General features: G+C 57.0%; 9 protein-coding genes. 4 read left to right on the forward strand and 5 right to left on the reverse strand.

Features of this window, described 5'->3' with window-relative positions:
- Positions 1-55: 55 nt before the first annotated feature.
- Complete coding sequence (locus EL217_RS10035; RefSeq protein ID WP_232018291.1) at positions 56-3,619, reverse strand: VaFE repeat-containing surface-anchored protein; 3,564 nt, start codon at positions 3,617-3,619, stop codon at positions 56-58.
- 1,403 nt (positions 3,620-5,022) lie between these two features.
- Between EL217_RS10035 and EL217_RS10040 the strand changes: the two genes are divergently transcribed.
- The gene (locus tag EL217_RS10040) at positions 5,023-6,231 is read left to right on the forward strand and encodes an IS110 family transposase (protein WP_126318860.1); all 1,209 of its coding nucleotides are present in this window, start codon (positions 5,023-5,025) and stop codon (positions 6,229-6,231) included.
- Positions 6,232-6,992: 761 nt separating this feature from the next.
- The gene (locus EL217_RS10045) at positions 6,993-7,445 is read left to right on the forward strand and encodes a hypothetical protein (RefSeq protein ID WP_005284987.1); all 453 of its coding nucleotides are present in this window, start codon (positions 6,993-6,995) and stop codon (positions 7,443-7,445) included.
- 140 nt (positions 7,446-7,585) lie between these two features.
- Here the strand turns inward: EL217_RS10045 and EL217_RS10050 are convergent, their stop codons facing one another.
- On the reverse strand, positions 7,586-8,878 hold the full coding sequence (locus tag EL217_RS10050; RefSeq protein WP_005284989.1) for an adenylosuccinate synthase: 1,293 nt from the start codon (positions 8,876-8,878) through the stop codon (positions 7,586-7,588).
- A gap of 88 nt (positions 8,879-8,966) precedes the next feature.
- Here EL217_RS10050 and EL217_RS10055 point away from each other — a divergent pair, with 88 nt between their 5' ends.
- Positions 8,967-9,782: a hypothetical protein gene (locus EL217_RS10055; RefSeq protein ID WP_126319873.1), complete on the forward strand. Its 816-nt coding sequence runs from the start codon at positions 8,967-8,969 to the stop codon at positions 9,780-9,782.
- 124 nt (positions 9,783-9,906) lie between these two features.
- On the opposite strand, the gene EL217_RS10060 is transcribed toward EL217_RS10055, so the two are convergent.
- Positions 9,907-11,133 carry an FUSC family protein gene (locus tag EL217_RS10060; protein ID WP_126319876.1) on the reverse strand — a complete coding sequence of 409 codons (1,227 nt, stop codon included), beginning with the start codon at positions 11,131-11,133 and terminating at the stop codon, positions 9,907-9,909.
- A gap of 177 nt (positions 11,134-11,310) precedes the next feature.
- On the opposite strand from EL217_RS10060, the gene EL217_RS10065 reads away from it, so the two are divergent.
- A complete protein-coding gene (locus tag EL217_RS10065; protein ID WP_232018293.1) occupies positions 11,311-12,369 on the forward strand; it encodes an HNH endonuclease signature motif containing protein in 1,059 nt (352 codons plus the stop codon).
- A 381-nt stretch (positions 12,370-12,750) separates the two neighbouring features.
- On the opposite strand, the gene fbaA is transcribed toward EL217_RS10065, so the two are convergent.
- Together fbaA and EL217_RS10080 are read right to left on the reverse strand one after the other, a co-directional pair.
- Positions 12,751-13,785, reverse strand: a complete 1,035-nt coding sequence (gene fbaA / locus EL217_RS10075; protein WP_005279414.1) for a class II fructose-bisphosphate aldolase — start codon at positions 13,783-13,785, stop codon at positions 12,751-12,753.
- Positions 13,786-13,973: 188 nt separating this feature from the next.
- Entirely contained in the window at positions 13,974-15,179 is a 1,206-nt protein-coding gene (locus EL217_RS10080) for a glycoside hydrolase family 76 protein (RefSeq protein ID WP_126319878.1), read from the reverse strand.
- Positions 15,180-15,190 lie beyond the last annotated feature (11 nt).

Here is a 15,190-nt window from a genome sequence, read left to right on the forward strand (position 1 = left end):
ACTTATCGTGTTACGTCTAGGCGCTATTGCCCATTAGCTGTCCAGTGTGCGCAGGCTACTGAATGTAGCTCTGCATGCCCGCCTCGAGCTGGGTAGCACCAGATGGCACGGACTTAATTTCTGCACGTCCGGCATCGGATGGCAGCGGGTTACCGGTCTGACCTGGCACGTGGCCGTTAGCTTCGGAGCCGTGGTGCTCTTTACCAGCGTGCTGACCAGTATCACCGGGCTTATCCTCACCATTGCTTTCCGGAGCATTGTGCTCACCCTGTCCCTCGGAGTCCTGCTTCTTGGAGTGCTCTTCCGACTGATCCTTCGGGTGCTCCTTCGGCTGCTCCTTTGATTGCTCCGTGGAATGGTCATGGTTGTGGTGACGGTCATGGATGATCTTGCCCAAGCCGATGCCCGGAATCAGGATTGCCCACCATGGAATCTTGCCCTTAGACGGCTTGCCTGGGGTCTCAGAATCCTTGGACGTTACCGTCTGATCCTCGTCAGTGATGTCCTTATGCTCAGCAATCTCATTCGGCTGCTCAACACTCGGAGTCTCCTCACCGTTCTTATCAACCTGGATGGAGGTCAACGTCTCAAAAGCAACCGCAGCCTCAACCGGCTCCGTCACATCATCGTTAACGGTGATCTCCACCTCAACGCTGCCTGCAGACTTCTCCGGAGTAAAGGTCTTGGCACCAGCGCCCAGAACAGTTGCGCCATCAGCCTTGCTAATCAACTCAGCGTTCAAGGTGTATTCCTTACCCGGAACCAAACCCTCATAGGTAACCTCATCAACAACCTCAGCACCGGCAACAACCTCATGCGAACCGTGAGCAAAATCAGCGTTGGTGGAAATCCACGGCTCGTCCTCAGGCGAAGTCGTGTCCTCGTCCCCGTGGGAAATCACAGTCTGGTCTGCATCGTCGATGTCCTTGTGCTCAGCAATCTCATTCGGCTGCTCAACATCCGGAGTCTCTTCGCCCATGTCATTGACCTCAGTGGAAGTAAGCTCCTCAAAGGCAACCGCAGCCTCAACCGGCTCCGTCACATCGTCATCAACAGTGATCTCCACCTCGACACTGCCTGCTGACTTCTCCGGAGTAAAGGTCTTGTGCCCAGTACCCAGAACAGTCATACCGTCCTGCTTGTTAATTAGCTCAGCATTCAAGGTGTATTCCTTACCCGGAACCAAGCCCTCATAGGTAATCTCATCGACAATCTTGGCACCAGCAATAACAGCGTGGGAGCCCTCTTCGAAGTCAGCGTTAGTGATGATCTTCGGAGTCTTCTCAGAGCCCTCGGAGGTCACAGTCTGGTCATCATCATTGATGTCCTTGTGCTCACCAACGTGGTTCGGGTTGTCCTCATCGGTCGGCTTATTCTCACCGTGCTTATCCACCTCGGTGGAAGTCAACGTCTCGAAAGCAACCGCAGCCTCAACCGGCTCAGTTACATCCTCATTGACAACGATAGTGACAGCCTCAGTGCCATTAGCGCTCTTCGGAGTGAACTTGTGGCCCTTGGTCTCGCCCAGAACGGTCTTACGGTCTTCCTTGGAAATCAGCTGGGCATCCAAAGTGTATTCCTTGTTCGGAACCAGACCCTCGTAGGAAACCTGGTCGACAACCTTGGCACCAGCAACAACCTCGCGCAGGTCGCCCTCGAAGTCAGCATTAGTGGAAACCTTCGGGGTCTTCTCGTCGTTGCCATCAGTAGGCTCGCCTGGCTCATCCGGCTTGCTCGGAGTCGTCGACTCGCAATCCGAAGGCTTATCAGACTCAGAGGTCTCGGAAGCTTCAGAGGACGTGGTCTCTACAGACTCGGACTCAGAAGGCTCGCTGGACTCAGACGAAGACGGTTCCTCAGACTCGGAAGGCTTCTCGCTCTCCGAGTCGCCCGGCTCCTCAGACTCACAGGTCTCACTGGTCTTCGGGGTAGAAGAATCCTCAGAAGAAGGTGCAGAGGTCTCACCCTCGCCACCATCACCAGGCTTACCCGGAACCTCCTCGGTAGTGGTGGTGGTCTGCGAGGTAGTAGTCTCAGAAGGCTTCTCAGACTTTACAGTCTGATCCTTATCGTTGATGTCGGTGTGGTCGGCGATGTCATTCTTCTTACCAGTGTTGGAATCCTCGCCGTCCTTGTTCACTGCGGTAGAGGTCAGGTACTCAAAAGCAACTGCCTCATCAACAGTCTCGGTAACACCTTCATCAACAGTGATCTCGACTTCCTCGCTGCCCTTGGAAGCGGAAGGTACGAAAGTCTTCTCACCGTGGCCAATTACCGCGTAGTCGCCGTTCTCATCCTTCACCTTGGAACGCAGCTCAGCATTCAGAGTGTATTCCTTGCCAGGGACCAGGTCCTGGTACTCGACCTTATCGGTGATGACAGTGCCAGACTTAATCTCATCGCCCTCAGCCTTCTCAGCCTTGGTGCCGATGGATGGCTTCATTTTAGAGGTTACGGTCTGAGCTTCATCCTCGATGTCGCGGTGCTCGGCAATCTTCTCCTCATCAGAGCTCGGAGTTTCCTTACCGTTCTCATCGACCTGCTTGGAGTACAGATCCTCGAATGCGACGGCAGCCTTAATGACTCCCTCAACATCGTCCTTGACCTTGATGTCAACTACCTGCTCACCAGCAGACTTATCCGGGGTGAAGGTAGCTTCGCCCTTGCCAACGACCTCGTGCTCACCCTTGTCATTCACTGCCTTGTTTCGCAGCTCTGCCTTCAGGGTGTATTCCTTACCCGGCACCAGGTCGGTGTACTCGACGGTGTCCTTGACAGTAACGCCAGCCTTTACCTGAGTAGCGTTGTCAAAGTCAGCATTGGTATGAATCTCCGGCTTCCACTCAGTGTTGACGGTCTGCTTCTCATCGTTGATATTTTCGTGAGTAGCGATCGTGTTCTCATCAGTTGAGTTAGAGGTGTCCTTACCGTCCTTATCTACCTCGGTAGATACGAGCTTCTCGAAGGCAACCGCTGAGTCCACAGCAGGATCTGCCTTGTCGTTAACGACAATCTCAACGTCCTTCTTGCCAGCAGACTCATCCGGAACAAGCTCCGTAGAGCTTTCACCCAGTACGGTCTTGCCATCGGCCTTGGAGATCAGTTTCGCCTTCAGGGTGTAGTGCTTACCCGGAACAAGATCCTCATACGTCACAGTGTCAATAACCGTGGCACCCTTTTCCACACGGTTGCCGTCCTTGATGGAAGCTTCCGTTTCAATCTTGGGCTCAAGATCCTTCTGCTGCTCGCTAGTAGTAGGAGTCGGTTCTGGATTAGGTACTACATCAGTCGTCTTATCCGGAGTCGTCTCGGAGGTGGTGTCCTTCGGAGTGGTCTCTTCAGAATCAGACGGCTCAGGATTCTCAGTCGTTTCGTTCGGAGAAGTCTCCCCGCCAGGGTTTTCCGGAGTGGTCTCGTCCGAAGGATTCTCCTCAGAAGAGGTCGTGGGCTCTTCGGAGCTACCACCATTGTCAGGCTCATCAGGCAGACCAGGCTGGTCTACCGGAATGACAGACTGTGCCTTTGAATTGCGCTTGTTGTTCGGATGCACAACAGTAATAAATGCATCTGCAGGCTGCTTTGCTATCTCCACCGTCGAGTCTTTTACAAGCTGCGGCATAGCTTCGGTTCCCTCAATTTTATAACCCGTAAGCGCCGTAAAATCTTCGTGCGATCCAGTAAACCCTGGGAAATAGTCTTTGCTATTCCCTACAATCGTTTTAAAAGGTAGATACTTTGGGTTCTGAGACGAATTGAGGAACATCAACAGGTAGACGTAATAGTTAGCAGCCGATTTTTTATCCCCTCGGACAGCTGCAGCTTCCATCTTCCGTCCGAGATTAATGACGGCGTCGTGATACCTCTCATCGAACTCAAGTTTCGTAGCGTTCTTCTTCTTATACGCTTCGAACGTATTGAGAGGGGTTTTAGCGTGCGGTTCAATACACCACGCCCAGCCCACATCATTATTTTTGTTTCCACCATTGTTAAAGCCGGGCCCTGCTGGCTCTCCCGCCCAAACAAGCAAACCCCAGGAGTAGTCCGCGGCGAAATGCTGTGGATCCTTTTCCTCCTTCTTAAGTTCGTTGCCCAATGTACTATTGGGCGTAAAATCGGTAGGCTCAGCAGCCTCCGCCTTCACTCCCGGAACGGTGACCATTGCCGCAATAACCGCAATTGCAGCAAGCACCGCGGTTAAGACGGACCATCTCTTCCGAGATAGACCTAACACTCCGCTCATCTTTTCCCCTTAAAAAGGACGTATTCTTACAACTTTTATCTGGACAGCTTGCCTTTCAGCTGTACAGACATCACTCATGAAATCTTGAACACAAAGTAGGCAACACTGGTTCATAAAATCAGTGAGGAGCCTTTAATTGCTCCTTTGGCAGAGTACCAATAAGGGCACCGATAGCGCATAAGACAAGTCTTATTAGCATGGCAAATCAACAACTTTGCGGTCAATAGATGCCTTCCAATAAGAGGCTTAACAAAAAAGACAACCCGGCCCAAATAGACCTTTGTTCGAAAATGAAGTTGGCGGGTTAATTATTATTATCTGATAGATAAATGTAGGCTTGGAGAACATTTAAAAACCCTATTTACACCGTTAACCCTGGGTGCCAGTTCATCACTCTCCGGAATAAAATGACCCGAAACACCAGGGGACATCCCCGATTGCCCATTACGTTGTTAGCAGTTCCACCTCAGGGCGCCGAAGATTCATAGCCTGTCCACCCGATTGGGCGGGTTATGTTTATTTCCGTTCCCTCCGTCTGAAAGGACAGTGGAACTAGTCGCTGGCTTCGGTATGGCTTATTTTCGTCCCTGTCTGACAATGATCCGGGGGGTGATGCCGCCGAAGACAGTGACATACTCCAGACTGCTAATAGGAACCTGACCCAGCCCAGGTGGTATGAGGTCTCACAGTAATGTGGATGCCAGCGTGAAGTATGTCCGACCAACCCAGCGATGAAGCTCAAATAATCCAACTTCTAATTCATCGCTAGGAGGCATACACCCATGGCCTATGACTTCGTCATTGGCGTGGACGTCGGCAAATACTTCCACCACGCCTGCGCCCTCGATCCCCAAGGCAGGCAAGTCCTGTCCAAACGCATCAACCAGCATGAAGGCTCGCTACGCAAGCTCTTTGGCCAATTCCTCGCTGACGACGCCTCGGTCCTTGTCATTGTCGATCAACCCAACAACATCGGCCGGTTAACCGTCGCAGTCGCCCAAGACATGGGCGTCGACGTTCGCTATCTACCAGGACTTGCGATGCGACAGCTTTCTCGCATCCACGTCGGCAACTCCAAGACCGATGTACGCGACGCCTACGTTATCGCCCATGCCGGTCTTAACCTTCCAGATTCCTTGCGCAGTGTCGACCGCGTTGAGGACGTCTTTATCCAGCTGAAAGTTCTCAACGGTATCGACGAAGACCTCGCCCGGGCCTACACACGCCTGATTAACCAGATGCGATCCGCGCTCGTAGGAACCTATCCTGCATTCGAACATGTCCTGCGCGGACAGATGATTCACCGAAAGTGGATCCTCCACCTACTTGCAAAATACGGTGGCCCCACCAAGATTCGACGCATCGGTAGAACACGCCTGAAAGCCTTTGCACGCAAACACAGGGCACGCAATCCTGAGCCTGTCATCGATGCCATGCTTGCTGCCATCCACGAACAGACCGTATCCATTGCCGGCGCAGAATACGCCGAACTTGGCGTAGCAATGTCCGCCACAGATGCACTAGCCAAACTCGAGCATCGTAAAGAAATCGAAGCGCAGGTACTCAAGCTGATTCAGGACATTCCGCAGACCGAGATTCTTTTATCCATGCCTGGTATCGGCCCGCGTAGTGCAGCGCAGATCCTCATGACTGTTGGCGATATGTCCGACTTCCCCGATGCAGCGCACCTAGCATCCTATGCAGGGCTATCACCGCGGACGAATCAGTCAGGAACGTCTATCATGTCGAATTCGCCTAACCGGGCTGGCAACAAAAAATTAAAGAACGCCCTATGGCAATCGTCTTTTGCATCGATCAGATTCCACGAGCGTTCCCGGCAATTCTATGAACGAAAACGCAAAGAAGGCAAAAGACACAACGCCGCAGTCGTCGCACTCGCACGCCGGCGCCTCAACGTTCTCTTCGCCATGATGCGAAACGGCGAGCTCTACCGAGACATCTCCACAGTCCAGGAGGCCGCAGCAGCCTAGAACCAACAGACCCTCACCTCAAGCCGATTGCACAGCAAGCCCAATCGGCTCCTCACCGTGCCCGAAAACAACATCCACAAGGAAAAGCAGAAACCCTTCACACCCCCAACAAACTCACCCACGGAATTGACAAACTATATAGGAACACCCCCCCATTTTGTGAAACCCGCCACTTAAAAGCGGCCCCAAGACTCAAGTTTGGCCAGTTCTTCAAGTGCGACCATATGTTCGCGTCCTTATGGCTCCGGCTAACGCGCAGTTGCATATGTTTTTCTTCTAATGTCCAGTCAAGAAAACTGTACTCAATTAAGAAAAGTTCAAAAAAGTTCTTCAGATCACAGTTAAACGTGGACAACACCACTTAAATTTGCACCCTGTGAAGGCGTCGTGCATCTTTTCTAGTCCTTTTCTAGCGCGCGATAAAAACTCCGCCCTCCATTCCCCTTCGGGAAACTCGGCAGCTCTATGAACAAAACCCTGAATGTTCACTTTCTCCACACCAATAGGGCCGAGGCGACACCCATGCTCGAGATATATTACATTTCACTTAATAATCCGGAAATGTCTGAAATCACGTTTTCGCTAAGACCAACGCAGGCCAGATAACCATAGGAACTTCCTGCCATTTAATCAATTTAGCAACAGCTAATTATCTATTTAATGGAAATGTCAACAACGATTTTTACGTGTAGTTAACCTTCTTACACGGTGCTAATATTTCCATCGGTTCAATAAAATTTACCTTTTAGAAAGGACCGAAAATGTCTATTACTTCATTTATTGCAAGCGCCGTGGCTGCAGTGCTGCCCCTAGCAGGCAGCATCGGCCCGGTCGATGCTCAGGACCAGCTCGCTGAGCCGGACGTGCACCACACGGCCGAAGCGGAACAATCCACCACGGACCAGTCCCCCGAGCCGGGCGCCCACGCCGATAAGGGCCGCATCACCGGCGACAAAGAAGACATCATCAACGGCGCCGACGAGGAGCAATCCACGCCGAATCTGCAGAGCGGCAAATTGGCTGTGCAGCGCGAGCTCGCACTTGCTACGCAGGAGCTTGGTCACGAGTTTCTGAACATCAATTTCCAGGACAACCACACCGCGCACCTAATTTTCCTGGAAACCTATAACCCGGATACCGATCAGGCAGCCGTAGACCGCGTGCTCAACGCGCTCAAGATCAACGGCTACGACAATCTGACCGCCTCGTACTAAAAACCACGAGCAAGCTCGACACCTGCCGAGGATCAAAAAAGGGCGAAGTACCTCAACCTGGTACTTCGCCCTTTACTTTGTCGTGGCCCGGCGCGGGCCTAGCCAGGCACGCGCTCACGGCAGCGACGTAACGCCTCTGCCTACTGATCCTCCATGACATCGTGGCGCACAATGGTCTGGTCGCGGCCGGGACCGACGCCGATGTAGGAGATGCGGCAGCCGGATAGCTCTTCCAAGCGCAGCACGTAGTCTTGCGCCTTTTGGGGGAGCTCTTCAAAGGTCGAGCAGCCCGTAATGTCTTCTTCCCACGCGGGCATGGTCTCAAAGATGGGCTCGGCGTGGTGGAACTCAGACTGGGTAATGGGCATCTCGTCGTAACGCTTGCCATCGACGTCATAAGCCACGCAGATAGGAATCTCCCCGATGCCGGTCAGCACATCGAGCTTGGTCAAGAAGTAATCCGTAAACCCGTTTACTCGCGTGGCGTAGCGAGCAATCACGGAATCGTACCAACCGCAGCGGCGTGTGCGGCCGGTGTTCACGCCGACCTCACCGCCGGTGGTCTGCAGGTACTCGCCCCACTTATCAAACAGCTCGGTGGGGAACGGGCCGGCACCCACGCGGGTGGTATAGGCCTTGATAATACCCAACGAGGTCTTAATCCGCGTCGGCCCAATGCCAGAGCCAACCGATGCCCCACCCGCAGTCGGGTTCGAGGAAGTTACGAACGGGTAGGTGCCGTGGTCAACGTCCAACATGGTGGCCTGGCCGCCCTCCATGAGTACATTGTGGCCATCAGCAAGCGCTTGGTTCAGCTCGAGCTCGGCGTCGATGACCATGGGGCGCAGGCGCTCGCGGTAGCTCAGGAAGTACTCCACAATCTGCTCGGCCTCGATGGCCTTGCGGTTGTACATCTTCACCAGCATCTGGTTCTTAATCTCCAGCGCGGACTCGACCTTCTGGCGCAGGATGGACTCGTCGAAAACATCCTGCACGCGGATGCCAATGCGCGCGACCTTATCGGCATAGGTCGGCCCGATGCCGCGGCCGGTGGTACCGATGGCGCGCTTGCCCAGGAAACGCTCCTGCACGCGGTCGAGAGTCTGGTGGTACGGAGCCACGAGGTGCGCGTTCGCGGAAATCTTCAGGCGGGAGGCATTCGCCCCACGCGCTTCCAGGCCATCAATCTCATCAAAGAGCGCCTCGAGGTTAATCACCACACCATTGCCCAGCACGGGAATGGCATTTTCAGAAAGAATCCCAGCGGGCAAGAGCTTTAGCTCGTATTTTTCACCGCCGACCACGACGGTGTGCCCGGCGTTATTGCCGCCGTTCGGCTTGACTACGTAGTCAACTTTCCCGCCGAGGATATCGGTAGCCTTGCCCTTGCCTTCGTCGCCCCATTGGGCGCCGACAATGACGATCGCTGCCATCTTTTAAGTCACTTCCTCATTATTGAAGCCAAAATACGCATTTACCTTACACTTTTCTGGCCGCAATAGCCCACGTAGCATGTTGTGCATGCGTTTTTTGTTCCTCCGCTGCGGCGCCCCCGACGTTGATTTGCCCGCAGAGGCCTATGATCTTTCGGCCGTTCCTTCCCGCAAGGAGCTCGCGCTTGTCGATGCCGCCGCCACCAACCTCCTCCCCCACGACCCCACGCCTTCGCTTGACGATATCGCCGCGCAGCCCGATGTCCGCCACCTCGGCGCCCCTGCCGCCGCCCCGCAGGAGCCTTACTTAGAGGACCGCCTGCGCGTCGTCGTCGCGGGCTCGGATTCGGCGCTGAACGCCGTCATCACTCGGCTTATGCGCGCCGATAACCTGTGGGCCGAGGTCGCGTTCATCCCCACGGGCGAGTCGGCCGCCGCCGCCAATTGGGGCCTGCCCGCCGCGCCGCAGGAGGCCCTCGAGCTCGCCCGCACCGCCCCGGTTCGCCCGGTGCCGCTCATCCGCAACGATTCTGGACAGGCCGTCGCCGGCTCGGCAACCATCTCGGATTGGTCCAATGGCCCGCTTACCGGTGAAATCATCATCGATGACGCTACCCTCGCTGCCTCCGGCCGCCGCACTTTCGGCGCGCGGCTGGTCCCCATGACCGACGCCCCGGGCATCCTGGCGGCCCGCGCAACCTCTCCAGTCGAGCCCGAAGGTCGCCTGCGCTCCCTGCTGCGCAAGCCCGGCCGCCTCGACCCAGACTCCGTCCACACCGGCCGCGCCGTCCAGGCGGGCGGCCCCCAGCTGCGCGTGCTTGTCGATGCCATCCCCCACAAACGCCCCCTCACCCGCGTCACCTTCTACCGCCACCTGCGCGACCTCCAAGTCGTGCGCCCCTAGCCTCCTTCGCAGCTCACGCCGGTTCAGCCAGCTCACCCCGTCTCCGCTGACTCGGCCCTCGGTTGACTCAGCTCGCGCAACTCGGCAAGCGCCCCGCTCGGCGGATATGCGGGGAGGGGTCCTGCTAGTCCTGCCCCTTCTGCTTATCACTCGGTTTATCATCGCGCCCCCACACCTCCGGCGGGAATGCCGGATGCGAAGAGGTAGGAACCAGGTGCGCGACGGCAGACTCGCGCGAAAGCCCGCACACCATGAGCATGTCCACCACGATGGACCTCGTCTGCGCGAGGATCGTATATGCGGAAAGCGTCGCATCTTCTTCGATAAGATCCATGCCCGCTTGGCCGCCCACGTAGCGCAGCCGCTGCACCAGCTCGGGTATCTCTATCGCCTCATCGTGATCCCGCTTTTGGCGGCCGTAGAGTTCTCCCACCGCGAGGATAATTTCTGATAGTTCTTCTAGGAGCTCTAGCTGCTTATCGGACACGGTATCGCCGTCTTCGGTAAGCACAAGCGCGCGGCGCGAAAGCACCCGCACCCCGCGCACCGCGTTATCTACCGGCAAGAGGATGCGCTCCAGGGACCGAATATTCCTGCGCGAGGTCCACAAAAGCGGCGATACTTCCGATGCCTCCCTGCCCGATTGCGCCGCGCTCAACAGCGTATTCACGTCATTTTGCGTGCCGCGCACCGCATCGCGGGCGTCGCGAATGATCTCGGGATTGGTATCGCGGATGCCATGCGTGACGTCGTTAAGAATGCTCGAGGCAATCCTCAGCACCTTCGACACCTCGCGCCGAGCCTCCTTCAACGGCGAATTAGGGATAAGCGCGATCGTGATAAGCCCAATGCCGGAACCAATCATCGCGTCGATGGCCCGGTGCAGGCCACCCGGCCCCTCGGTGGGCGGAAAAATCGTGGCAATAAGGATGGATCCAAAGACAATCTGGTTGGATACCAGCGGCGATTTCGTAATAAAGGACCCCACCACCAGGCCCGCTCCCACGATGAACAGGATCTGGAACGGGCCCTGCCCCACCACTTGGAAGAGCAGATCACCCAAGGCCACGCCGACGATGCCGCCCAGCGACATCTCCACCGCCCTTTTCATCCTGTCCCCGCCCGAAAGCCCCAGGATGATGACGGCCGAGATGGGCGCGAAGAACGGCTGCGGATGCCCAACGACGGAGCTTGCCACCCAATACGCCAATGCGGCACCCACGGTGGCCTGGATTATATAAACGAAGCGCGAACGGATGCGTTGCAGGCGCGATACTACTGAGCGGTCCACCACCCGCAGCATTTGCCTCGTTGAGACTCTTTGTTTCGCTTCCGACATGACCTCCAGCATAGAAGACCTCCCTCTACCACCGCCCCCGTGCGTCCGCATCCCGGCCCGCGCCAGGTTGTGGATAACGCGCTAATTGCGCGCCCCAGCGACCCCCGCAGCGCGAGAATTCCACAGATTTGCCGTTTCGCCTTGCACATCCATTGCTGTGTACCCGTGCCGCTTTTACGGTCAGGAGCCGTGAACACAGAATTTTTACAACTTTGCCGTCGCGGTGTGGACCTCGTCGCCGAGTTTCAGGGATGCTCCGAACAAGAGCTCATCGAGGCCGGCGCCAGCCAGCTCCTCGCCGCGCAACTCGCCCGCCTCCAACACACGTATTTCGGCCGCACCTCCAATAGCCGCAAGCAACGCCTCGCCTGCGAGGCCGCCCGTTCCCGCGGCCACGACCTCGCAGTGCTTGAAAGCATCGAGTCTTTCGCCCACCGCGTTAAAGACACCAACCGCAGTTGGGATCTCCGCCTGGAGCTCTGCCGCGCAGAAGCCCACCTGATTCCGGCGATCGCAAAGAAGCGCCTCAAACAGCTCAACCCCGCCAAGCGTCCCTCCCACGGCGTGCGCTATACCCGACGCCCCGATGGTCCCCACACCATCTCCATCACCGCAGATCCCACCGATATCGCAGATATCAAAGGCGTTCTCGCCTCCGTGGATAAGGAAAACCCGCTCGCCGCAGCCAAGCAGGTAATCCTCGAGGGCAATCCCGGCGCACTCCCCGCGGTGCACACCAACGTGATCATCACCCTTGACCAACTAGATCGCATCACTGCTAGCCAGGGTGATGACATCATGCTTCAGCTTTCCAACGGCGCACGCATGTCCGGCGCCCAGCTCGTGGCCCGCACCCTCGCCCAGCGCGGTTACGTCAGCTTGGTCCACCCCGAGCACGGCGCGGTAAACCTGTATCGCACCGAGCGCATGGCCAGCTGGAAGCAACGCATGCTAGCCCGCGCGGAGCATCCCATCTGCGCGTGGCCCGGCTGCTCCACGCCTGCCGATGACGCCCAAGTCCACCACCTCACCGCCTGGGCCGCCGGCGGTCCCACGAACCAAGAAAACCTCGTAACGCTCTGTGCCCATCACAATGCGGTGAATCAAGATGATGATTCCCGCCCCACCGCCCGCGGGCGCATGGTCCGCATCGAGGGCCGCATCGCCTGGATCCCGCCGTGGAGCGGTAACCCGCGGTTTATCCCCTCGCCCGCCCATTCACCACGCCCAACGAGGAGTTCCGCCTAGCCCTCACCCATCCAGTCCATCCAGTCCATCTGGTCCGCCTAGTCCACCGGGATCGCTGAGCCTGTCGTCTCCACGCGGCCTGGCCAGCCTCCCTTTCTGCCTACTCTTCCCAATCTGGCTTATCTGACTGATCTGGCTTACCTGACTGCCCTGGCTGGCATAGCTTGACTGGCTCATCTCCGGCAAAGGCCCCGCCACATGCTCGCGCCCCACAGTCAGACTAAGAGATAGGTCCAGGGATAGGCCCAGAAATAGGAAAAGCCGCCTCCCACAGAGGGGAGAAGCGGCTACTTCGTCGTGCCTGCTGCGCGATCGCACGGCAATCGCACTGCAATCACGCGTTCGGCGTCGGCTCAGTATGGGCCTAGTTTAGGGTCGGGCCTACTTGGCGGTGGTCTTGCCCACGGAGTGGAGGTCCTGGCATGCCTCGATGACTCGCTCGGACATACCCTGCTCTGCCTTCTTCAGGTAAGAGCGTGGGTCGTAGACCTTCTTGTTTCCTACCTCGCCGTCAATCTTGAACACGCCGTCGTAGTTTTCCATCATGTGGCGGGCCACTGGGTTGGTAAACGCGTACTGGGTATCGGTGTCCACGTTCATCTTGATGACGCCGTAGCGCAGCGCCTCTTCAATCTTCTCCTTCTCGGAGCCGGAGCCGCCGTGGAAGACGAAGTCAAAGGCGTGCTCGCCCTCGCTCAGGCCGAGCTTCTTCTGCGCAACCTTCTGGCCCTCCAGCAGGACCTCGGGGCGCAGCTTCACGTTGCCCGGCTTGTAGACGCCGTGCACGTTACCGAAGGTAGCGGCCAACAAGTAGCGGCCCTTCTCGCCGGTGCCCAGGGCATCGATGGTCTTTTCAAAGTCTTCCGGAGTCGTGTACAGGTTATCGCCGGCCTTAGCCTCGACACCGTCTTCTTCGCCGCCAACGACACCAATCTCTGCCTCGAGAATGATGTGTGCCTTCTTCGCCTTTTCCAGAAGCTCCTGGGCGATGACCAAGTTTTCATCGATCGGAATAGCAGAGCCGTCCCACATGTGGGACTGGAAGAGCGGGTTCTCACCGCGGTCAACGCGCTCCTGAGAAATAGCCATCAGCGGACGAACGTAATCGTCCAGAACTTCCTTCTGGCAGTGGTCGGTGTGCAAGGCGATATTAACGCCGTAGTGCTTCGCAGCCTCGTGTGCGAAAGCGGCTAGCGCCAGAGCACCGTTAACCTTGTTCTTGACCGCGAGGCCAGAGCCGAACTCTGCGCCACCGGTGGAGAATTGGATGATGCCGTCAGACTCTGCCTCGGCAAAGCCCTTCAGTGCTGCGTTGATCGTTTCAGATGAGGTGCAGTTGATGGCCGGGAACGCGAAGCCGTTCTGCTTCGCGGTGTCCAGCATCTGGTTATACGCCTCGGGGGTTGCAATTGGCATGAAATTCCATCCTTAACTGGGATTGCGGTCAAACACGTTCCAACAGCCAATTATGCCCACATTTCCGGAATCCCGCCGTAAAATTTCTGTGACATTTCCTGTGTTTACAATCCGCCTCTCAACACTGCGGCGTTCCACTCGGCAAACCTCACAGAGAAGATCACCCACAGAGAGGAGCAATAGCGCGGTTAATCGCGGCCTGAATTTTCGTGCAGGTCCCGCGCCACCCGGGCGCACGCCTCCAAGAGCATCCAGCCAGACAGCTGCACGGATAGGTCGCGCTCATCCACGCGAATGATGCCCATCTTTTCACTCACGGTCGTGTGCCCGAAGCCGTAGTTGTGGGGAAGCCGGGCATCGGCAGTCCAGTCAGAGCCAAAAATTGGCAGGCCATCAACCTCGAGCCGGTGCTCCCACACGGATTCGGCAGACGCCACGACCATCCGGGTCGCCAGCTTCTTGGTAGCCCGGTTGGCGGGCGAATCCCCGGGCAGGCGCACGGCGACATCGGCAAGATAGCGCATCAGGATGCCCTTAAACAGGCCGCCGTCACCATCACCGGTCTCCCAATCCACGACGCCGGAGGGAGTCGCCATCCCGGAGGCAATAGCCTGCACCAGGCCACGGATCTTGATGATGTAGCTCATCATCTCGGAAGCCAGTTCGGCCTCGTAAACGCTGTCGATCTGCTCCAGCTTGCCGATGCTCGACTCCTCCCGCATCGCCAACACAATCTCCAGGCATGCCCCGAGCATCACGCCCTGGCAGTACGGGTGGACTTGTTTGACGATCTCGGGGCCGTCCATGCGCATGCGCACGCCGTCCATGATGAAGCCATCTTCATTGACCAAATTGTCGTAGACCCAGTCAACGATGCGGCGAGCCGCGGTGATTTCTCCCATCCGCGCCAGCATGATGGCACCAGGACCGTTGGCAGGCACATTCATGAAGTTCTCGCCATCGCGCCACGGCAATATCCCCAGCGAATCATCGAGCCCCTCGGTGATATTGCGCTGCAAAGATGCCAACGCCTTGGGCGGTTTCATCTTCTTCACCTCGCCCACACGCCCGAAAGCAAGCGCGAGCCAGGCCTTGTCATCGAAGTACTTATTCTTGGTCAGCTGCGTCAGGTTCCGGACGCGAATCCCGCGCGTGGTATCAAGGATGCGCTGGCGGAGGACCTTGGTGTTCTTCCGCTCCGCGGCATCGACGAGGCAGTCGAGGTAGTGCGCTTGCCACCAGTAATGCCAGTGCACGAGGAGCTTTTCTTTCGTGGTGGGCGGCCAGCTGACGATGGCGAGGTTGGTTCGCGGCAGGCCCCATACGGAATGCGCATGGCGCTCATCGATGGCGGTTTCCGCGAGTTCGGCGCGGTGGGCCCACTTTTCTTCCACGTTTTCTTTAT

Source organism: Corynebacterium segmentosum, assembly GCF_900637825.1.
Taxonomy (GTDB): Bacteria; Actinomycetota; Actinomycetes; order Mycobacteriales; family Mycobacteriaceae; genus Corynebacterium; species Corynebacterium accolens.